Below are 18,422 nucleotides of genomic sequence, written 5' to 3'. Positions count from 1 at the left end.
AAATCCAGACCGTTTCCGCGGAGAGATTCTGGATTGCTTCGCTGCGCTCGCAATGACGATTGGGGCTACCAGCCACCCCTCACTGCCCCGCCAGCCGATCGGCAAAATAGCCGATCGTCTTGCGATAGATCACCGCCCTGTTCCACTCGCGCATCGCCTCGAAATTGGCGGTGCCTTCGCCGTAGGGCTGGCCCATCTTGAAGCCGCTGGTGTGGAGCAGGTTCGCGGTCGAGGCGAGCACGTCGGGGACGCTGTGGCGGAGGTCGACGTGGCCGTCGCCGTCGAAATCGACGCCGTACTTGATGTAGGACGACGGCAGGAACTGGGTCTGGCCGATCTCGCCGGCATAGGCGCCGATCAGGTCGCGCAGCGGCAGGTCACCGCGCTGCACGATCTTCAACGCTGCGAGTAGTTCGCCCTGGAAAAGCTCCGTCCGGCGGCAGTCATGCGCGAGCGTCGCCAGTGTGCGGATCACCGGCAGCTTGCCTATGTCGCCCTTGCCGAAATCGCTTTCCAAGCCCCAGATCGCGACCAGGATATAGCGGGGCACGCCGAACTGCTGCTCGATGCGCGAGAGCAGCGCAGCATGGCGCTGCAACAGCGCCTTGCCGCCATTGATGCGGCCGGGTCCAACGCGGGTCGAAACATACTGCTCGAAGCTCTTGTTGAAGGTGTGGCGCTGGCGCCGGTCGAAGGCGAGCACCGCGCCGTCCTGGGCCACCCCGCTGAATGCCGCGCTGGTCACGCCCGCCGAGACGCCGGCTGCTTGCGCTTCCGCGGTCATGTTGGCGACAAAGCTGTTGAAGTCACCGCCGCAGCGCGCGGCCTGCGCCGATCCGCTGGCCAGACAGGCGATGAAGGCGATGGCCAAAGCGGGTCTCGACATACGGGAAAATCCTTTGAAGAATGAGCGCGAAAGCGGCACGCGATCATGCCCGGGAACCGGATTCGCGTCAAAGCGGCAAAGCTCGGCGCGATCAGCAACAGTGGAGGACGCCGCCGCCGCGATGCGAAGGTGCTCGGGAGATCGGCCCCGTCGCGCTGAGGTGCGTTCGCTCGATGCGCGCCATCGTGAAGCGCACATGGTGGGAAACAGAAGAGCGCGCACACGCCTCTGCCGCCGTTCGCTTTAGGTCCCGCACGCAAAGTGATGGGAACTTCGCGAGGCGCGGAACTCGTCAGCATTAGAACTTCTGCACGCAGACGGGAAGACGTGCAGGCAACGCGCTTTCTGATAAGGGCGCACGACCACTGCACATCTGATGCGCTCGCTGCGACATCACAGCGCCGATGATTTGCCTTGCCATGGCATGGCGCAGGTTATAACATTCTATTCTAGGTTGTCGCCCTGCCAGCCCCGGGCGACGCTGAAGACTAAAAATAAACGGCGGGCTTCGCGGCCCGCCGTTTGTTGAGGCAAGGGTCTCCTCGAAGGATCGCATCGGGTTTTACGAAGCGCTGGACGCTTCCACCCTGCATCCAAGCGCGTTGCAAACGGGTTTCGTCGATCTATTCGTGCGGCCGGTTCTGCCGCCGCACGGTCCGTGGCTAGCCCCGGAAACCTGCCAAAGTCATTTGACTATGGCCCCCTGATCGACGAAAAGCCGGCCATGGCCAAAAAACCCGGAACCAATCCCAAGGGCGAATTCGCCTTTTTCAACGTCTTCTATGAAGACGGCTCCCAACGCTCCAACCGGCGCGTCCCCGCCGAATTGCTCGGTGGCCTCGACGGCGACGAGCCTGCCCGCGCCTTCATCATGGAGCAGGACCGCGAGATCGCCGAAAAATCCGGCCGTCCGGCGCTCGAGATCAAGAACCTCGAGCGGGTCGGCGCGAAGAAGAAATAGGGCGACCTGCGCGAGACGCCAAGCGTCAGTAGAAACAAAAACGGCGGGCTTTCGGCCCGCCGTTTTCGTTTGGATGGATGCCCGGATCGAGTCCGGGCACGCCTGAATCAATTATCCAGGAAGCTCCGCAACTTCCTCGACCTTGACGGATGCTTCAGCTTGCGCAGCGCCTTCGCCTCGATCTGACGAATACGTTCGCGTGTCACCGAGAACTGCTGGCCGACTTCTTCCAGCGTGTGGTCGGTGTTCATGCCGATGCCGAAGCGCATGCGCAGCACGCGTTCTTCGCGCGGGGTGAGCGAGGCCAGCACGCGCGTCGTGGTCTCGCGCAGGTTCGACTGGATCGCGGCGTCGATCGGCAGGATCGCGTTCTTGTCCTCGATGAAATCGCCGAGGTGTGAATCCTCTTCGTCACCGACGGGGGTCTCCAGCGACAACGGCTCCTTGGCGATCTTGAGGACTTTTCGCACTTTCTCCAGCGGCATGCCGAGCTTTTCGGCCAATTCCTCAGGAGTCGGCTCCCGGCCGATCTCGTTGAGCATCTGGCGCGATGTGCGCACGATCTTGTTGATCGTCTCGATCATGTGCACGGGGATGCGGATGGTGCGCGCCTGGTCGGCGATCGAGCGGGTGATCGCCTGCCGGATCCACCATGTCGCGTAGGTCGAGAACTTGTAGCCGCGGCGGTACTCGAACTTGTCGACGGCCTTCATCAGGCCGATGTTGCCTTCCTGGATCAGGTCGAGGAACTGCAGGCCGCGGTTGGTGTATTTCTTGGCGATCGAAATCACGAGACGGAGGTTGGCTTCCACCATCTCCTTCTTGGCCTGGCGGGCTTCGCGCTCGCCCTTCTGCACCGAGTGCACGATCTTGCGGAACTCGATGATCTCGAGGCCGGTGAGCGCCGCGAGCTGATGCACTTCGTGGCGGAGGTCCTTGATGCGGTCCTTCTCGTGATGGACGAAGTTCTTCCAGCCCTTGGCCGACAGCTTCGAGACACGGTTGAGCCAGCGCGGATCGAGCTCCGAGCCGGTGTAGTTGCGCAAGAAGTCCTCGCGCGCGACGCCGTGGCTGTCGGCAAGGCGCATCAGGCGGCCCTCATGCGAGACGAGGCGCTTGTTGATGTCGTAGAGCTGCTCGACGAGGCTGTCGATACGCGCCTGGTTCAGGCGCAGCGATTTCACCTCGACGATGATCTCGTCCTTGAGCTTGCGGTATTTGCGCTCCTGATGCGGCGAGAGCGAGGGCCCATGCGAGGTGCTCTCGAGCTGGTTCTGGATGTCCTGTTCCTGAAGCTTGCGCAGCTTCTTGTAGCTATCGGCGATCTTGTCGAAGATCTCGACGACCTTCGGCTTGAGCTCGGCCTCGATCGCCGCAAGCGACATCTGGTTCTCGAACTCGTCGTCCTCGTCCATGTCGGCTTCGGCGGCGGACTCCGCGGGATCCTTCACGGCTTCGCCGACAGTGCCGGGCGCAGGCGCGGCGCGGAACGGGGTCGGCGACGGCGGTGCGGCGGGCGGCGCGACATGCGCGGGTGCGACGCCGGCGACCGGGCCGCCTTCGGCCGGTGCTTCACCGTTCTCGCCGGTCGGGCCGGCGATCATCGCATTGTTCATGCCGGCCTTGGCGTCGGGGCCGGCATAGGTGGCTTCGAGATCGATGATGTCACGAAGGAAAATCTTGCCCTCGTTGAGCTCGTCGCGCCAGATGATGATGGCCTGGAAGGTCAGCGGGCTTTCGCAGAGGCCTGCGATCATCGCCTCGCGGCCGGCCTCGATGCGCTTCGCAATCGCGATTTCGCCTTCGCGCGACAGCAGCTCGACGGTGCCCATCTCGCGCAGATACATGCGCACGGGGTCGTCGGTGCGCTCGCCCGGCTCGCTCTTCTTGACCTCGGTGACGGCCTTCTGCGTGACCTCGACGAGCTCGTTGTCGGTCTCGTCCTCGCCGCCCTCGTCCTTTTCTTCCTCGCCTTCGCTATCGTCGGCTTCGGTGACGTTGATGCCCATGTCCGAGAGCATGGACATGATGTCCTCGATCTGCTCGGGAGAGGTCTGGTCGGACGGCAAAACTTCGTTGAGCTGATCGAAGGTCACGAAGCCGCGCTTCTTGGCCTGCTTGATCATCTTCTTCACGGCCGCGTCGGACAGATCGAGCAACGGCGAGGGCGCGTCCTGGGAGTCCTTCTCCGGCGCGTCCGCTGCCTTGTCGTCTTTTTCCTTGTCCTTCGCCTGCAGCGTCTTTGCCTTGGTGGCCATCCATTGCTCCTAAACGCGTTTCACACAGACGTTCGCCGCGCCCGCGTGAAATCACTTGAACCTGTTGCTCGATGCTCTCGCTTCGTCAGATCTCGACACAGAAAGGGCGGCGCGAACCCCTTGTCGCCACCCCGACCTTTCTCTCGCCGGATTTGCCTAACGCTTCGTAGAGCCTCTTTGTCGCAGCGGAAGCAGGTGTAGTGCCAACAGCAATTGCGCGGATTCATTCCTGACGCGTCTGTTCTGCCTGCGGCCGCCTGGTGGCCAAAGTGCTACAAGACCGTTAAGCCTCGATTAACCCTGTTTTTGCCGCCAAACCTCGGATTTGGCGAGTCTTTTAGCGGTTCCGGCCCCGGCCGTCCGCATGATTCTTTCATCACACGCTCTTCTGGAACCGGCCCGACAGTTCGCCAAAACCCTCGATCAGGGCCTCGGTGCCGTCGACTTCGCCTATCCGAGCCTTGACGTCACGGAGCCACGCCATGTTGGCCTCGCTGGGATCCTCCCCCAAGGCCAGCTCGGCGTCCTTCAGCTCTCTAAGTAGTGAATGGTACTGCCGATGCAAGGCAACCAGCTGATGCCAGGTGGAGAGAACGTCGTCCCGTGCGGCGCCTTCGCGGGCCCCCCACACCGCCGCGGTCGTGATACCGCCCTCAACCCTTTGAAGAGCCTGAGAAAATCCGCCCTTCTCAAGGTCGCTGCGCATCTTCTCGGCCAGCTCGCCGGGGTCCGGCGAATGGTGATGGTCGTTGGCGAAAGCGGCGATGATGCCGGCCCGGAGCTTGTGGACCTCGGGATGGGCGAGCTCCAGGGCCGCGACCTCCTCGAGGTGATCGTGCAGCAGCCAGGGGTGGTTGATCAGGATTTGCAGGATCAGCGCCTCCCGCCGCGAGATGGCGCTGCGCTGGCCGCGCATGATCGGGCTTGCCGCCAGCTGGGCGCTCGCCGCCTGATAGGGCCCGGAGGGCAGCTGGACGGGACCGGGCTGGCCGCGGCGGCCTCCACCAAATCCCTGGCTACCCTGGCCGCCGAATCGATTCGCGCCTCCCCCGCCGCGGGGCTGGAACTGGCGACCGGCGGAGCCCGGGCGGAAATTGCCACGGCCGCCAAAGCCGCCGCGTCCGCCTTCGGGGGCAAAGGCGCGCTGGAGCCGCTCGGCAAGATCCTGCCGATAATAGCGCCGCACCACCTCGTCGCGAATGCCGTTGCAGAGCTCCTTGATGCGCGCCTCCAGCGCCGCGCGGCGCTCGGGCGTGGCGAAATTGCCGCCTTCGAGCTCGCGCGACCAGATCATCTCGGCGAGCGGACGCGCCGCCGCGATCACCTCCTCGATCGCGCCGCGACCGCCGGAGCGCACGAGATCGTCGGGGTCCTGCCCTTCCGGCAGCAGCGCGAAGCGCAGGCTCTTGCCAGGCGCGAGGAATGGCAAGGCAAGATCCGCGGCCCGATACGCCGCCTTCTGGCCGGCGCGATCGCCGTCGAAGCAGAGGATCGGCTCATCCGCCATCTTCCAGAGCAGCGCGAGCTGATTTTCGGTGAGCGCGGTGCCGAGCGGCGCGACGCTGCCGGCAAAGCCTGCGGTGACCATCGCGATGACGTCGACATAGCCTTCGACCACGATCAGGGCGCTGCCGTCATGGGTGGCTTTGCGCGCCGTCTGGTGGTTGTAGAGATTGTCGCCCTTGTGGAAGAGCGGCGTCTCCGGCGAGTTCAGGTACTTGGCCGGAACGTCCTTCTCCAGCGCGCGCCCGCCGAAGGCGATGATGCGGCCGCGCAAATCCGTGATCGGAAACATCACGCGATCGCGGAAACGGTCGTACGGCACCGGGATGTCGTTGCCGGCCACCAGCATGCCGGTCTCGACCATGTCGTCGACGGAGACGCCGAGCTTGCCGAGATGCTCCTTCAGCGCGAAGCGGTCGGGTGGCGCATAGCCCAGCCGAAACTGCAATTGCGTCGCCGGCGAGATCGCGCGGTCGGCGAGATAGCCGCGCGCCTTGGCGCCGACGCGCGAGGCCAGCGTCTCGGCGTAAAATTTCGCGGCGAGATCCATGACGTCATGCAGCGAGCGGCGGCGCTGCTCCTGGCGCGCCGCATCCGGCGTCACCGCCGGCAGCGGCAGGCCCGCCATACTGGCGAGCCGCTCAACAGCCTCCGCGAACGGCAGGCCGTCGGTCTCCATCATGAAGCTGATGATGTCGCCGTGCTTGCCGGAGGAGAAGTCGTGGTAAAAGCCCTTCTGGTCGTTGACGTAGAAGGACGGGGTCTTTTCCTGCTGGAACGGCGACAGCCCCTTCCACTCCCGCCCCGCCTTCTTCAGCTTGACGCGCTTGCCCACGACCTCGGAGACCGAAAGCCGGGCACGCAGCTCGTCGAGGAATTGGGGCGTGAAGCGCATGGGCTCTGGGTAACGCGAAAGCGTGTGAGTCGGGCGAAGTAATCAGGGATATAGGGACGACCGCCCCAGAAGTCAGGTTTGTCAGGCTTATACGCGCTGTTCACAGCCTTTCCGCCATTCCAGGAGGCGCCGAGCGCGCGCTCCGAGTAATAAGAGCGCTTGAACCGCGCCCGGTTCCACGCTTCCATGGGCGATGTTCAGGACCTTCCGAGGTGGCCAGAGCGGGGGTTGGCGCATCACCTCGATTTCGCCCGTGACGGGCGAGCCCCTGCCCTTCATGCCCGCGCTGTCGCTCACCGACAGCGCGGCCATCTCATTGCCGCTGGTGCCCTCGCGCAATGCCTGGCGCCTGGTCGGCGTCGCCAGCACGCTGCGCTACACCGAGCGGGCCGAGAAGCAGCAGCTCACCGCCGTGCAGGCCGGCCTCGGCCGGCTGGAAGCAACCAGCGCGGCGCTGATTCCGATCCGCAAGTCGCAAGCGTGGTGGGAGCTGACCCAGGAAGAGCGCCGCAGGATCTTCGAGGACAAGTCGCACCATATCGCGAGCAGCCTGCGCTTCCTGCCCGCCATCGCGCGCCAGCTCTATCATTGCCGCGACCTCGGCGGGCCATTCGATTTCCTGACCTGGTTCGAATTCGCGCCCGCGCACGCCTCGCTGTTCGAGGAGCTGGTCGCGATGCTCAGGCGAACCGAGGAGTGGAGCTATGTCGAGCGCGAGGTCGATTTGCGCGCGGTGAAGGAAGTGCTGTCGGCCTAGTTGTCAAGGAAGCGACCGGACTCGATCCGCGGCAGATCGGTGACGGGCCAATTGTAGATGTAAGTCCAGGCCGGTGCGGTCACGCCGTCCGCGCCTGTTACGTCGACCAGCTTGCGCAGATATTCGGTCGGCTCCGGAAAGCCCTCGCCGCAGGCCTCGTACATGTCGAGTTCGCCCAGCAATTCTTCCGGCACGTGAAGGCGGAACAGCTCGCCATGGACGACTTCGGAAGTTACATCCGACTCCAGCAATCCCGGATAATGCTTCACCAATACCAGCCGGCCGCGGCAGGTGGCTTCACCCACGAAATCCGCATGGCTCGCAAGCAGCCGCGCCATCGGATGGTCGAAGCCGCGCATCAGCGTGCCGTAGACGAAAAGACGATCGGAGGTCATAGCCTTCTATAACCGCCAATCGACAGCGTGCAAATCGCGGCCGATCTACGAAACCTCCGCCTCCAGCTCCTCGCCACTGCGCTGCTCGTCCGACACCACCCTGATGGTCACGTCCATGGCATCGAACGCGCCCGCAGCGCCGATATAGACGCCGTGCAGCGGGATCGCCTGGCGCGGATCGCGAGCGACCGCAACGCGGATGAGATCGCGGGTACCGACAATGCCGTTGGTCGGATCGAACTCGATCCACCCCGCGCTCGGCAGATAGACCTGCACCCAGGCATGCGTCGAACCACCGCCGACATGGCGCTGCTCGATATCCTCCGGTACGAAGATGTAGCCGGACACGAATCGCGCGGCGATGCCGAGATGGCGCAGCGCCTCGATCATGAACAGCGCGTAATCGCGGCAGGTTCCGCTACCGGACTGCAAGGTGTCGAGCGGATGCTGCGTGCCCAACTCGTGGCGCTTGCGATATTTGAACTGCTTGCGGATGCTGTGGGTCATGCCGCTGAGGATCTTGAAGGTCGGTGTCGGCGCGGCCTCGTCGAGAAAGCCGCGCGCCCATTCCGCGATCTCGCCGTCGCGATCGGTATATTGCGGCGTGATATACTGGACGAGGTCGGGAAACTCCTCGTCGTCGTAGACGAACGGATAGAAATAGGCCGGGTCGTCCGGCGTCAGCGCGAACTCCTCGACCGGATTGTGCTCGACCGTGACGTGCCAGTCGAAGATCAGCGCCTCCGCGCGCTCGTCGAAATTCGCGACCGCGACGGAATTGCCGAACACGTCGTGGATCCAGTGCAGCGACATCGGCTCGGGCGAGATCTCCAGCCTGGAATCGAGCACGCGCAAATCATGCCCGTCGCGCGGACGCAGCATGATCCTGTGCTCGCCGAACGCCACGGGGCGGTTATAGCGATATTCGGTCTTGTGATGAATCGTCAGCAGCGGCATCGTCACTCGATCATGGTGATGTCGGACGGATCAATCTATAGCGATTCCCGCCCGATTCGTTGGGGTGACTGCTGTTTGATTAGGCAATCAGGATGGCTTTAGACACAATCGAGGCGGCCGATCAACTCCTCGGCGAGGGTGACATTCCCCCAGTGCATGAGGTGAATGCGCAAGCGAGATCGCCTTTTTTGCTCACTTCGGACCACTACGGACGTATCCTGCCGCGCGCGCTCGGCGATCTCGGCGTCACTGAGGCCGAGCTGACGCGGCATATCGCCTGGGACATCGGCATCGCGGGGGTCGCCGACCGGCTCGCAGAGATGCTGGACGCCCATCTGATCGCGCAGCGCTATTCGCGGCTGGTGATCGACTGCAACCGCCCGCCCGCCGCCGTGAGCTCGATTCCCGTGATTTCCGAGGCCACGGCAATCCCGGGCAACGAGGGCATCTCCGAGCGCGAGCGCGCGGCAAGGTGCCGCGAGATCTTCGAGCCTTATCACCGCCGTATCGATGCCGCGATCAACCGCCGCCTGCACGACAAGCGGCCGACCGTGCTGGTGTCGCTGCACAGCTTCACGCCGGTCTATGCCGGCATCGCGCGCCCCTGGCACATCGGCACACTGTACAACCGCGACACCGTGCTGCCGCGGCTGCTGCTCAAGCACCTGCGCAGAGAGAGCGATCTCGTCGTCGGCGACAACGAGCCCTATGCTGTGAGCGACCTCACCGACTACACCATCCCCGTCCACGGCGAAGCCCGCGGCCTCGTCAACACCGGCATCGAGATCCGCCAGGATCTGATCGCGGACCAGTCCGGCCAGCAACAATGGGCCGAGCGGCTGGCGGGGATTCTTGCGGAGATCGAGCTGGAGCTGAGCGCGGAGCGGCTGCTCGACTAGCCCCGCGTCGCGACGAACATGGCGAGCGCGGCGAAGATCGCGGCGATGCCCCACATCCCCCATGCGATCCGGGCGGCGCCGTTTGCATCGAGCGTTGCCTCGGTCGGATTATCGGGATTGACACGCACCTCGACGGTCGCGCCGTCCCGGTAGCGCGACATCAGCTTCTTCAACATCTTTTCGAAGCCCGACGGCGTTCCGGCCGCGACGCGCGCGCATTCATTGGTGTAGCTGACGTTCTGATAGCGATAGGTGTAGGTCACGCGCTTGCCGAACATCTCCGTGCCGCGGCGCTCGCCCGGCTCGCTGGCCTCGTGATATTGCTCGATTCCCGACAGCTTGATGGTGCCCCGCACGACCGGCCAGCGCGCCGCGATCGACGCCTGCCGTCGCACCCCATACCCCATCAGCGCGATGACGGCGCCGAACGCTGCCAAGCCGACGACGAGGCCCGCGAGATCGGGCCGGGCGATGCGATGCGCGAGATAGGCGTAACTCTGGTTAAGCCCGAACGCCGAGCCGAACACGATGCCAAGCGCGATCGCCGTGCAGATGCCGAGGCAGCCCCACAGCCCCTTGGGCAGGTCGCGCTCCAGCACGGCCTGATCGGGATGGCGCGGATGGTAGTAGACTGCGACGATGCTGCCGGCGGGATATTTTGCAAGCTGCTTGGCGACCTCGGAATTGCCGAGATCCTCGCCGATCGAGATGCGGTTACAGCGCAGCTTGCGGCTGCCCACCGCATATTCGTAAGTCACGTTGGCGAAATTGCGTTTCTCGAGGCGATAGCCTTCCTCGCGGTCCTGGTCGGAGACCCTGACCTCGCGCACCTCGGCAACCGAGGTGACGACCTTGCCCGGTGCTTGCGGCCAGTTGCGCGCCTCGCGCACCTGCCAGGTCTTGACGATTGCTGCGACCAGCAGCAGTCCGAGCGGTGCGAGCAGCATCGCATAGACGAACCAGGGCAGATCGGGCATGGCCAATTCCTTCGTCAGCTGCAATGCCCAATTGGACGCATCGCCGCCGCGAAGGGTTCAGCCGGATTGAGGTTATTTCGCCCTTGTCAGCGCCAGCCAGATGCCGCCGCCGATCATGAAGCCGCCGGAGATGCGCGACATCATGCGCGTGCGGCGAGCCGAGAAGAACTTGCGCGCGCGCCCGGCGGCGATGGCGTAGAGCGCGTCCGTCATCACCGCAGTCACCATGAAGGTGGCCCCCAGCAGCGCCACCTGCGGGAAGTGGTCGCGGTTCATGTCCATGAACTGCGGGATGAAGGCGCCGAAGAACACCAGCACCTTCGGGTTCGACAGCAGCACCAGGAAACCTTGCAGGAAGAATCCGCCGCGCGGCGGCGCCGGCGGCTGGTCGACATTGACGCCCTCGACCGGCGCCCAGATCAGCTTGATGCCAAGCCAGACCAGATAGGCGGCGCCGGCAAAACGAACCCAATCGAACCAGTAGCCCATCGTCGCCATCAGCGATGTCAGGCCGACCGCGACGATGCCGATGACGATGGCGAGGCCGGCCTGCGCGCCGGCCACGTTGGTCAGCGCCGCACGCGTGCCGTGGCGCAACCCGTTGGCGATAACGAGCGTGACGATCGGCCCCGGCAGCAGCGCGAGCGCGATGCAGGCGGCAAGGAAGGCGAGATAGGCTTGCAGGGACATCATGGGGAGGACTCGCTGAAAGCGGTTTGGGACATTAATGCATGACACTCACTTTCCGTCCAGCCGCTCAGGCACCAACGTCTTCATCGCGCGCCTCCAGGAACACGAGCCTAATGGACCGGTGTCATCCTCTCGTTCGCCGAGTGCGAGCCGGAGCGCCCGCCGCGCGGGCGGAACTGTCCGTTCGACTCCGGCACGGTGAAGCTCAAGACCATCATCGGCCGCGCAAACCGCGCGCGCCAAAGATACCATCTTGACATGCAACTATTTGGTTGCCTATTATCACCGCCATGGATGAGGTCTTCAAAGCGCTCGCCGATGCGTCACGACGGTCGCTGCTCGATGGGCTTCACGCCAGAAACGGCCAGACGCTGAGCGAGCTCTGCGAAGGCCTCGCGATGACGCGCCAGGCCGTGACCAAGCACCTTGTCATCCTCGAAGAGGCCAATCTGGTCACGACCGTCAGGCATGGCCGCGAGAAGCTGCACTACCTCAATCCGGTTCCGATCCATCAGATCGGCGAACGTTGGATCAAAAAGTTCGAGCGCGGCAAGCTCGCCGCACTCGGCGAGTTGAAACGCCAGTTGGAGAAGCGCGATGAGTAAACCGCAATTCGTCTATGTCACCTATATCGAGACCACTTCGGAGAAGCTGTGGGAGGCTCTGACGTCGAGCGAATTCACGCGACAATACTGGTTCGGCGCCGAGGTCCGGTCGGACTGGAAGATCGGTTCCCCGTTCGCGCTCCTGCTGGAGGGTGAGGTCACCGATTCCGGCGAGATTCTTGAAGCCGATCCGCCGCGGCGACTGTCCTACAGTTTCAAGCACCTGAAATACGAGGAGCTGCGCGGTGAGCCGATATCGCGCGTCGTGTTCACACTGGAGCCGTTCGGCTCGCTCGTGCGGTTGACGGTGCTGCATGACGGATTCATCGAAGGCGGCAAATATCTCGGCGCCGTTTCCAATGGCTGGCCGGCGATCCTGTCCGGGCTCAAGAGCCTGCTGGAAAGCGGCAAAGTGCTGGCCATTCCGCGCGCGGCCCTCAACAAGGGATTCGATGCAAAATGAACCTCGATCAGTTCAAGCCGCTCACCGTCTACACGATCTACATCGCCTCGACGCCCGACCGCGTGTGGGAGGCGCTGACCTCCGCCGAGTTCAGCCGCAAATACTTTTCCGGCTTTGCGGTTGAGATGGAGCCAAGACTCGGCGGCAAATTCATCGTGCGTGCGCCTGACGGGTCGGAACACATCTCGGGCGATGTGTTCGAATACGATCCGCCGAACAAGCTGACGGTGACGTGGAACGTCAACTGGCCCGACCTCGTCGAAAAGCTCGGCACCACGCTTGTCACTTATGAGATTGAACAAGCCGGCGAAGCGGTCCGCCTCACCATGAGCGAACGTCACGACCGTCCGCTCAGCGACGACATCCTTTCCGGCGGCCGCACCGGCTGGCCCGCAATCCTGTCGGGGCTGAAGAGCCTGCTGGAAACGGGCCAGGCGCCGCAGATCAAGATGGCACCGCCAGCGCAGATGCTGGCGGCACTGAAGGCGATGGGGATCAAGACGCCGTAGCGGGCAGAATCCGTGCCCTCAACGCTTCTTCTTCACAGCCGGCGGATTGATCTCGTCGATCTTGCGACTGCAATCCGCTTCCGAATCGTGCGGTCCCGAGACAAAGGTCCCGCTGACCTTGATCGCGTACCAGCCCGACTCGATGCCGAGCCGCAGCGCTTCCTCTGTCTTGACGTGCCGTGGGGAGAGAGCTTGCATGGGTTGAGTTTGCATCAAGAGTGCTTTCAGTTGGCGTTCGATCTCATGATCGAATCGCGGTGGAACCTTCAGGCGTCCGCGGATTGAGCCTGCCGCGTCCAACTCACCCGCTGGAACGGGCACTATGCGCAACGACCGCTGTTAGGACGTCGCGACGAGTCGGCTCCGCCGGTGCGAGGGGGATGAGGCGCTTCACGTCGCGCGCGGACAGTCGTGGCGCTGCGTAGGCGCAGAGACGACAGGTCTTTTCGACATTGCGGCACCGTGCGCGCAATCGCGGCAATTAGCTATCGTTTTCTCGCCCGCGCTGCGCTTTTCTGAGCGCCAAATGCCGCTCGCGATCGAATAAGCCATCGAAGCCTTGTGATCGACCGCTTCGTAGCCATGTTGGGAGCTTAGCCAAAGGGAAAATCGTATGAAGCTCCGCGTCGGGTTTGAGATGCTGTACGAATTCCCGCAGCCCACGCCCATGATCATGGTGTTGGGCACGCACTTCACGCGCGCCTCCGATGTCCTCGTGCCCGACCTGCTGACCACCAGACCTTCGGTGCCGATCACTCCCTATCGCGACCTCTTCGGCAATTGGTGCAGCCGCATCGTGGCGCCGGCCGGCGCCTTTCGCCTTGCCGGCGATGGCGTTGTGAGCGACAGCGGCCTGCCGGACCCGGTGTTCCCGAACGCGCCTCAGCACGCCGTCGAAGCGCTGCCAACCGACACGCTCGTCTATCTGCTCGGCAGTCGCTACTGCGAGACCGATCGCCTGTCGGATATCGCATGGAAATTGTTCGAGCACACGCCGCCGGGCTGGGCGCGGGTGCAGGCGATCTGCGATTTCGTTCATCGTCATATCGCTTTCGGCTATGAGCACGCGCGCGCAACCAAGACGGCGCGGGAAGCCTACGACGAAGGCAAGGGTGTGTGCCGCGACTATGCTCATCTTGCCATCGCGTTCTGCCGCTGCATGAACATCCCGGCGCGTTACTGCACCGGTTATCTCAGCGACATCGGCACGCCGAAGCCCTGGGCCGCGGGAGATTTCGCCGGCTGGTTCGAGGCCTATCTCGGTGGAAGCTGGCACATGTTCGATCCGCGCAACAACACGCCGCGGATCGGCCGCGTGCTGATCGCACAAGGACGCGATGCCGCGGACGTCCCGATCACCCAGACCTTCGGTCCGAATACCCTGCTCAATTTCAAGGTATGGACCGACGAGGTCGCCTGATGACAGACAGCAGCGCGGCCCTCAGCACCAATGAATTTGTCTCGTTGGCCGAGATTGGCAAGGGCAAGGCGCAAGGCGAAATTCCGCAGGCGCACGGCGAGCGCCTGACCAATCTGGGCTATGCGATCAGGCGCCTCGGCGAACTCGAACTGACCTCATCCGGCGCGCGCCGGCTGGCAACGGGCGAATAGCTCGCTGCGATCGCGTCCGGCTCCCTGTCACGCCACCGGCACCACGATCCGCCGATAAAGATGCCAGGTCGTGTGTCCGAGCACCGGCAGCGTCACCACCAGCCCCAGAAAATACGGCAGCGCCGAGACGATCAGGACCATCACGATCTCCGCTGCCCAGCCACCATCGGCAGCGGGCTGGCCACGACCGCGCGCACGCTCGTCACCATTGCCGTGACGAAATCGACCTCGCGGTCCGGCGCAGACCCGGGAAAACCACGGCGCCGGCGGCGGCGCTCCCGTCGGGGAGCTCATCCGCGGGCCACGCAGCTAGAAATCTTTCCCCGTCGATGACTTTTTCGGCCCGGTGCCTATGGACTGAGCCGAGGCTGGTGCCGCAAATTGGGTGTTTGAACGAGCACGCGCGATGACCAGCATGGACCGTCCGACCGATGAGCTTGCGTACCCGACTACTGATACTCGTCATCGCGGCCATGCTGGTGCCGGCGAGCCTCGTCGGTCTGCGTTTCATGCAGAACCGGACCAGCGAAATCAACGCCGCGCTGGCCAATCTGGCGGCCTCGGCCGACGACATTGGAAGCGATCTGGGCGAGAAGATTCAGGGCACCGCGCAGCTCCATTATGGTCTCGCCCGTGCGCGCGACCTCGACACGCGCGACAAGGCGGCCTGCTCGGCGTTTCTGTCCGATGTGCGCGAGGAATATCCCCAGTTCACGGGAATCCTGACCATCGATCCGGACGGCAGTCTGTTCTGCGACTCGCTCCGGACCAACCGCACCCTCGATCTGAGGGATCGCGCCTATTTCAAGCAGGCCCTGGTCTCGCGCAGGGTGGTGGTTGAGCCGGTATTCGGCCGGCTGACCGGACTATCGGTGCTCCAGATCGCGTATCCGGTGCGTACGGAGACCGGCGCGCTGAAACTGGTGCTGCTCGCTTCGTTCAACCTGCCTCAATTCGCCGAGTACCACCATAAGCGGCTGCTCGCCGAGAAGGAGATCCTGCTCATCGACGCCAAGGGCACCGTTCTCGTCGCCCCCTCGGGAGGCGGCTGGACCGAGCCCGTGGGCGCGTCGATTGCGGGATCCGACCTGTTCCGCTTCGCGACAGCTCCCGATCAAAAGGCGTTTCAGGAAGTGACCGATCGCGAACGCCGCACACAGGTCTGGGCCGTCGCGCGCTCGCCTGCGACCCGTGATGCCGGCCTCTACATCCTGGTCGGACGGTCCAAGGACGGACTGGTCGCGGCGGCGAACCGCCGGCTTTACGAGGACATGGCGATCCTGGCCGTGGCCTCGCTGCTGCTGCTGGCCGGCGTATGGATCCTCGCGACCGTGAGCGTCGGGCGCCAGGTCGGGCGGCTCGCCAGCATGGCGAAGAGGCTCGGGCTCGGCGATCTCAGCGCCCGAATTCCCCCTCCTCATCCGGGCGGCGAGCTGGGCGGATTGATGACCCTGCTCAACGGCACCGCCGAGTCGCTTGAGCAGCAACGCGCCGCGATCGCGGACCTCAACCAGAAGCTCAGCCAATCGCAAAAGATGGAAGCCATGGGCCAGCTCACCGGCGGCGTGGCGCACGATTTCAACAATCTGTTGACCGTCATTCTCGGCAACTCGGAGCATCTTGCCGACAGGCTGGCGGGGAACAAGGAGTTGCATCGGATCGCCGGCGACATCGCGACAGCCGCCGAGCGCGGCTCCGATCTGACGCGGAGCCTGCTCGCCTTCGCGCGCAAGCAGCCCCTGAGGCCGCGAGACATCGATGTCGGCGAGAAGATTAAGGAGATGGAGCACCTGTTGCGCCGCCCCCTGGGCGAGCACATCGAATGCACCTTCGCGCTCGCACCGGACTTGGGGTTGACCAGCGTCGATCCCGGCGAGCTGACAACTGCGCTGCTCAATCTCGTGCTCAATGCGCGCGACGTCATGCCATCGGGCGGGCGGCTGACCATCGAGGCGCGCAACGTATCGCTCGGTGAGTCCGACTTTGACGTCAACGGCGAACCGCGACCAGGCGACTATGTCATGGTGGCCGTGACCGACACCGGCAGCGGCATGACGGCCGAGGTGGCGGGCCGGGCCTTCGAGCCATTCTTCACCACCAAAGAGGTCGGCAAGGGGACCGGGCTCGGCCTGAGCATGGTCTACGGGTTTGTGCGACAGTCCGGCGGACTGGTGCAGATGCAGTCCGAGCCGGGACAAGGCAGCGTCGTCAGACTGTTCTTTCCCCGCCTGGCAACGCCGCCGACTGAGCATCCGTCACCCGCCGAAGCGAACGTCACGCGCGAAGGACGCGAGACCATTCTCGTCGTCGAGGACGACGGCATGGTTCGGACCTATGTCGAAAACGAGCTGAAGACGCTCGGCTACCGCGTCATCACAGCGGCGAGCGGCCCGGCAGCGCTCGACCTGTTGCGCCAGTCCGGTGACATCGACCTGCTGTTCACCGACGTTGTGATGCCCGGCGGCATGTTCGGGCCGGAGCTTGCCAGGCAAGCAACCCAGCTGCGGCCGGGGCTCAAGGTACTCTTCACCTCCGGCTACAGCCAAAATCCGGTCAAGACGCCCGACGGCGTCGGTGACGCCCACATCCTGACCAAGCCTTTCCGGCGGCGAGACCTCGCCGCGATGCTGCGGTCCGCCCTGTCGTCGCGATAGTCAGGAGCGCGACGCGAGGAGAAGCGCCGCACCAAGATTGGCCGCGAATAGGGCCGCATCGATGACGAAGATCCTCAGCATCGGGCCCTTCAACACGGGCCAGTAAGCTACTCCGAGGCGTCCTCCGCGCAGCAGGATCGGAAGGTTGTAGGCGAACTGGCTGAAGTGGCAGCCGGCAAAGAACAGGAACAGCACCAGCTGTGCTTCGACCGGCTGGAAGAAAACCGGGCGGGCGGCCAGAAGATAGAGCGACAGCAGGCCGATCGGCAGATTGATGCCGCCGAGGAATGCCACGCTGGCCGACAGTGTCGGCGCGATCGGATTGGCGCGCTCTTCGCGCGGCACGAGAATCTTCAGCGTGTTGCGCTGGGCAACGCTGAACTGGATGAAGGCGCCGCCGAACCAGAGCGCGTTGAGGAGCAGGACGATATCCGAAAGACGCATGGCGATTCCGTAAATGGCGATTTTCCGTAAATGGCTATTTTCCGTAAAAGGCTTCGCTGCGCACCACGCGCCCGACATCGTCGAAATCCATGAACTCGCTGGCGCGCGTGTCGCCCAGGAGCCACCACACGGTCAGTCGCGCGATGGTGTCGTCCCAGCTCCAGCTCAGGATCTTCAGGTCGGCGCTTTCGACGTGACCATAGGCTTTCCGCCAGTAGGCGCGGATGTTCGCGGCACCGGTGACGACGGGAGAACCCGTCAGCGTGAGAGCAAGAGGGCTGCGCATCTCTGCGTCCTCGGCAAAATGCGCGACCACCGCGTCGATATCGACCCTGCACCAGCTCGCGCACCATGAAGCGACAAAGCGTTCGGCGGCTGCGCGATTCATTTTCTGTCCGCGCATGGCGGAGCCCTCCCCGAACTCGTTGTCAGGAAAGTGGCAAAGCCCGCTCCTCATGTCAACTATGTTGACTTCAGGATTCGTCAGTTGCTGTCGGCGATCGCCTCCATGACGCCCATCCACCCGGCCGCACCAGGCGCTCCGACGCGATCGAACGCCTCGCGCAGCACCTTGCGCTCGCGGTGCGATGCACGTTGCTCGATGCGCTGCCCCGCGGCCGTCAGACGCAGCAGCTTGGAGCGGTGCTGCTCGGGCGAGCGTTTCGACGTCAGGAGCTTGCGCTCCAGCAACAAATTGAGCGGCCGGTTCAGGGCCTGCTTGGAAATGCCGAGGATATCGATCAGCGAGCCTATCGCGATATCCGGCCGGCGCGCCACCACGTAGAGGATACGATGGTGCGGGCGCGATAGACCCTGCTTCGCCAAATACGCGTCGGCCTCCAGTGTCATCCCGCGCCAGCCGTAATACATGAGCTCCAGCGCCGCATCGAGATCGTCCAGCTTCGCAAGTGAGGCGCGGTGAAGCCCCGCGGCTTGAGACGTCTTTGCCATTGTTAGA

At 64.0% G+C, this 18,422-nt stretch carries 20 protein-coding genes and 1 pseudogene; 9 read left to right on the top strand and 12 right to left on the bottom strand.

Going from position 1 to position 18,422, the window contains the following annotated elements:
- Positions 1-79: 79 nt before the first annotated feature.
- Positions 80-886 carry a lytic murein transglycosylase gene (locus IVA88_RS03585; RefSeq protein ID WP_247495911.1) on the bottom strand — a complete coding sequence of 269 codons (807 nt, stop codon included), beginning with the start codon at positions 884-886 and terminating at the stop codon, positions 80-82.
- A 724-nt stretch (positions 887-1,610) separates the two neighbouring features.
- Between IVA88_RS03585 and IVA88_RS03580 the strand changes: the two genes are divergently transcribed.
- Complete coding sequence (locus tag IVA88_RS03580; RefSeq protein WP_007596614.1) at positions 1,611-1,847, top strand: hypothetical protein; 237 nt, start codon at positions 1,611-1,613, stop codon at positions 1,845-1,847.
- A 107-nt stretch (positions 1,848-1,954) separates the two neighbouring features.
- On the opposite strand, the gene rpoD is transcribed toward IVA88_RS03580, so the two are convergent.
- Positions 1,955-4,105, bottom strand: a complete 2,151-nt coding sequence (gene rpoD / locus IVA88_RS03575) for an RNA polymerase sigma factor RpoD (RefSeq protein WP_247495910.1) — start codon at positions 4,103-4,105, stop codon at positions 1,955-1,957.
- Between the two features lie 376 nt (positions 4,106-4,481).
- Complete coding sequence (dnaG, locus tag IVA88_RS03570; RefSeq protein WP_247495909.1) at positions 4,482-6,503, bottom strand: DNA primase; 2,022 nt, start codon at positions 6,501-6,503, stop codon at positions 4,482-4,484.
- A 193-nt stretch (positions 6,504-6,696) separates the two neighbouring features.
- Between dnaG and IVA88_RS03565 the strand changes: the two genes are divergently transcribed.
- Complete coding sequence (locus tag IVA88_RS03565) at positions 6,697-7,260, top strand: chlorite dismutase family protein (protein ID WP_247495908.1); 564 nt, start codon at positions 6,697-6,699, stop codon at positions 7,258-7,260.
- Here IVA88_RS03565 and IVA88_RS03560 read toward each other — a convergent pair.
- The gene (locus IVA88_RS03560) at positions 7,257-7,655 is read right to left on the bottom strand and encodes a gamma-glutamylcyclotransferase family protein (protein WP_247495907.1); all 399 of its coding nucleotides are present in this window, start codon (positions 7,653-7,655) and stop codon (positions 7,257-7,259) included. The two genes, IVA88_RS03565 and IVA88_RS03560, sit on opposite strands and share 4 nt — an antisense overlap.
- A gap of 45 nt (positions 7,656-7,700) precedes the next feature.
- The gene (locus IVA88_RS03555; protein ID WP_247495906.1) at positions 7,701-8,612 is read right to left on the bottom strand and encodes a transglutaminase family protein; all 912 of its coding nucleotides are present in this window, start codon (positions 8,610-8,612) and stop codon (positions 7,701-7,703) included.
- A gap of 92 nt (positions 8,613-8,704) precedes the next feature.
- Between IVA88_RS03555 and IVA88_RS03550 the strand changes: the two genes are divergently transcribed.
- On the top strand, positions 8,705-9,511 hold the full coding sequence (locus IVA88_RS03550) for an N-formylglutamate amidohydrolase (protein ID WP_247495905.1): 807 nt from the start codon (positions 8,705-8,707) through the stop codon (positions 9,509-9,511).
- Here IVA88_RS03550 and IVA88_RS03545 read toward each other — a convergent pair.
- The gene (locus tag IVA88_RS03545; protein ID WP_247495904.1) at positions 9,508-10,488 is read right to left on the bottom strand and encodes a DUF3592 domain-containing protein; all 981 of its coding nucleotides are present in this window, start codon (positions 10,486-10,488) and stop codon (positions 9,508-9,510) included. The two genes, IVA88_RS03550 and IVA88_RS03545, sit on opposite strands and share 4 nt — an antisense overlap.
- 72 nt (positions 10,489-10,560) lie before the next feature.
- Positions 10,561-11,181: a LysE family translocator gene (locus tag IVA88_RS03540; protein ID WP_081747781.1), complete on the bottom strand. Its 621-nt coding sequence runs from the start codon at positions 11,179-11,181 to the stop codon at positions 10,561-10,563.
- 287 nt (positions 11,182-11,468) lie between these two features.
- On the opposite strand from IVA88_RS03540, the gene IVA88_RS03535 reads away from it, so the two are divergent.
- Genes IVA88_RS03535 through IVA88_RS03525 form a run of 3 tightly spaced genes read left to right on the top strand, consistent with a single transcriptional unit; the run spans position 11,469 to position 12,755 of the window.
- Positions 11,469-11,783 (top strand): helix-turn-helix domain-containing protein, encoded by a 315-nt coding sequence (locus IVA88_RS03535; RefSeq protein ID WP_247495946.1) that lies wholly within the window; start codon positions 11,469-11,471, stop codon positions 11,781-11,783.
- Positions 11,776-12,246: an SRPBCC family protein gene (locus tag IVA88_RS03530; RefSeq protein WP_247495903.1), complete on the top strand. Its 471-nt coding sequence runs from the start codon at positions 11,776-11,778 to the stop codon at positions 12,244-12,246. The genes IVA88_RS03535 and IVA88_RS03530 overlap by 8 nt, the downstream gene beginning before the upstream one ends.
- Positions 12,243-12,755: an SRPBCC family protein gene (locus tag IVA88_RS03525; RefSeq protein WP_247495902.1), complete on the top strand. Its 513-nt coding sequence runs from the start codon at positions 12,243-12,245 to the stop codon at positions 12,753-12,755. The genes IVA88_RS03530 and IVA88_RS03525 overlap by 4 nt, the downstream gene beginning before the upstream one ends.
- Positions 12,756-12,773: 18 nt before the next feature.
- Here the strand turns inward: IVA88_RS03525 and IVA88_RS03520 are convergent, their stop codons facing one another.
- The gene (locus tag IVA88_RS03520) at positions 12,774-12,953 is read right to left on the bottom strand and encodes a hypothetical protein (RefSeq protein ID WP_247495901.1); all 180 of its coding nucleotides are present in this window, start codon (positions 12,951-12,953) and stop codon (positions 12,774-12,776) included.
- A gap of 415 nt (positions 12,954-13,368) precedes the next feature.
- Between IVA88_RS03520 and IVA88_RS03515 the strand changes: the two genes are divergently transcribed.
- Together IVA88_RS03515 and IVA88_RS03510 are read left to right on the top strand one after the other, a co-directional pair.
- Positions 13,369-14,175, top strand: coding sequence for a transglutaminase family protein (locus tag IVA88_RS03515; RefSeq protein WP_247495900.1), 807 nt, complete (start codon positions 13,369-13,371; stop codon positions 14,173-14,175).
- Entirely contained in the window at positions 14,175-14,366 is a 192-nt protein-coding gene (locus IVA88_RS03510) for a hypothetical protein (RefSeq protein WP_247495899.1), read from the top strand. Before IVA88_RS03515 ends, IVA88_RS03510 begins: the two co-directional genes overlap by 1 nt.
- A gap of 27 nt (positions 14,367-14,393) precedes the next feature.
- On the opposite strand, the pseudogene IVA88_RS03505 reads toward IVA88_RS03510, so the two are convergent.
- A pseudogene (locus IVA88_RS03505) lies at positions 14,394-14,602 on the bottom strand (hypothetical protein); the annotation flags it as partial.
- Between the two features lie 195 nt (positions 14,603-14,797).
- Here IVA88_RS03505 and IVA88_RS03500 point away from each other — a divergent pair.
- On the top strand, positions 14,798-17,020 hold the full coding sequence (locus IVA88_RS03500) for an ATP-binding protein (protein ID WP_247495898.1): 2,223 nt from the start codon (positions 14,798-14,800) through the stop codon (positions 17,018-17,020).
- On the opposite strand, the gene IVA88_RS03495 is transcribed toward IVA88_RS03500, so the two are convergent.
- The 3 genes from IVA88_RS03495 to IVA88_RS03485 all read right to left on the bottom strand — a co-directional run bounded on the left by IVA88_RS03495 (position 17,021) and on the right by IVA88_RS03485 (position 18,415).
- Positions 17,021-17,464 carry a hypothetical protein gene (locus IVA88_RS03495; RefSeq protein ID WP_247495897.1) on the bottom strand — a complete coding sequence of 148 codons (444 nt, stop codon included), beginning with the start codon at positions 17,462-17,464 and terminating at the stop codon, positions 17,021-17,023.
- 34 nt (positions 17,465-17,498) lie between these two features.
- Entirely contained in the window at positions 17,499-17,867 is a 369-nt protein-coding gene (locus tag IVA88_RS03490) for a nuclear transport factor 2 family protein (RefSeq protein WP_247495896.1), read from the bottom strand.
- A gap of 80 nt (positions 17,868-17,947) precedes the next feature.
- Positions 17,948-18,415 (bottom strand): MarR family transcriptional regulator, encoded by a 468-nt coding sequence (locus IVA88_RS03485; RefSeq protein ID WP_247495895.1) that lies wholly within the window; start codon positions 18,413-18,415, stop codon positions 17,948-17,950.
- Positions 18,416-18,422: the final 7 nt, after the last annotated feature.

It is taken from the genome of Bradyrhizobium sp. 149, from assembly GCF_023073915.1.
Taxonomy (GTDB): domain Bacteria; phylum Pseudomonadota; class Alphaproteobacteria; order Rhizobiales; family Xanthobacteraceae; genus Bradyrhizobium.
The sequence above is the reverse complement of the archived record's forward strand: the minus strand, read 5'-3'. Positions and strand labels throughout refer to the sequence as shown.

Bases quoted from the DNA above. Each gene is read 5' to 3' on its own strand.
- IVA88_RS03585 (WP_247495911.1), bottom strand. From the start codon at position 886: ATGTCGAGACCCGCTTTGGCCATCGCCTTCATCGCCTGTCTGGCCAGC.
- IVA88_RS03580 (WP_007596614.1), top strand. From the start codon at position 1,611: ATGGCCAAAAAACCCGGAACCAATCCCAAGGGCGAATTCGCCTTTTTC.
- rpoD (WP_247495910.1), bottom strand. From the start codon at position 4,105: ATGGCCACCAAGGCAAAGACGCTGCAGGCGAAGGACAAGGAAAAAGAC.
- dnaG (WP_247495909.1), bottom strand. From the start codon at position 6,503: ATGCGCTTCACGCCCCAATTCCTCGACGAGCTGCGTGCCCGGCTTTCG.
- IVA88_RS03565 (WP_247495908.1), top strand. From the start codon at position 6,697: ATGTTCAGGACCTTCCGAGGTGGCCAGAGCGGGGGTTGGCGCATCACC.
- IVA88_RS03560 (WP_247495907.1), bottom strand. From the start codon at position 7,655: ATGACCTCCGATCGTCTTTTCGTCTACGGCACGCTGATGCGCGGCTTC.
- IVA88_RS03555 (WP_247495906.1), bottom strand. From the start codon at position 8,612: ATGCCGCTGCTGACGATTCATCACAAGACCGAATATCGCTATAACCGC.
- IVA88_RS03550 (WP_247495905.1), top strand. From the start codon at position 8,705: ATGGCTTTAGACACAATCGAGGCGGCCGATCAACTCCTCGGCGAGGGT.
- IVA88_RS03545 (WP_247495904.1), bottom strand. From the start codon at position 10,488: ATGCCCGATCTGCCCTGGTTCGTCTATGCGATGCTGCTCGCACCGCTC.
- IVA88_RS03540 (WP_081747781.1), bottom strand. From the start codon at position 11,181: ATGATGTCCCTGCAAGCCTATCTCGCCTTCCTTGCCGCCTGCATCGCG.
- IVA88_RS03535 (WP_247495946.1), top strand. From the start codon at position 11,469: ATGGATGAGGTCTTCAAAGCGCTCGCCGATGCGTCACGACGGTCGCTG.
- IVA88_RS03530 (WP_247495903.1), top strand. From the start codon at position 11,776: ATGAGTAAACCGCAATTCGTCTATGTCACCTATATCGAGACCACTTCG.
- IVA88_RS03525 (WP_247495902.1), top strand. From the start codon at position 12,243: ATGAACCTCGATCAGTTCAAGCCGCTCACCGTCTACACGATCTACATC.
- IVA88_RS03520 (WP_247495901.1), bottom strand. From the start codon at position 12,953: ATGCAAGCTCTCTCCCCACGGCACGTCAAGACAGAGGAAGCGCTGCGG.
- IVA88_RS03515 (WP_247495900.1), top strand. From the start codon at position 13,369: ATGAAGCTCCGCGTCGGGTTTGAGATGCTGTACGAATTCCCGCAGCCC.
- IVA88_RS03510 (WP_247495899.1), top strand. From the start codon at position 14,175: ATGACAGACAGCAGCGCGGCCCTCAGCACCAATGAATTTGTCTCGTTG.
- IVA88_RS03500 (WP_247495898.1), top strand. From the start codon at position 14,798: ATGAGCTTGCGTACCCGACTACTGATACTCGTCATCGCGGCCATGCTG.
- IVA88_RS03495 (WP_247495897.1), bottom strand. From the start codon at position 17,464: ATGCGTCTTTCGGATATCGTCCTGCTCCTCAACGCGCTCTGGTTCGGC.
- IVA88_RS03490 (WP_247495896.1), bottom strand. From the start codon at position 17,867: ATGCGCGGACAGAAAATGAATCGCGCAGCCGCCGAACGCTTTGTCGCT.
- IVA88_RS03485 (WP_247495895.1), bottom strand. From the start codon at position 18,415: ATGGCAAAGACGTCTCAAGCCGCGGGGCTTCACCGCGCCTCACTTGCG.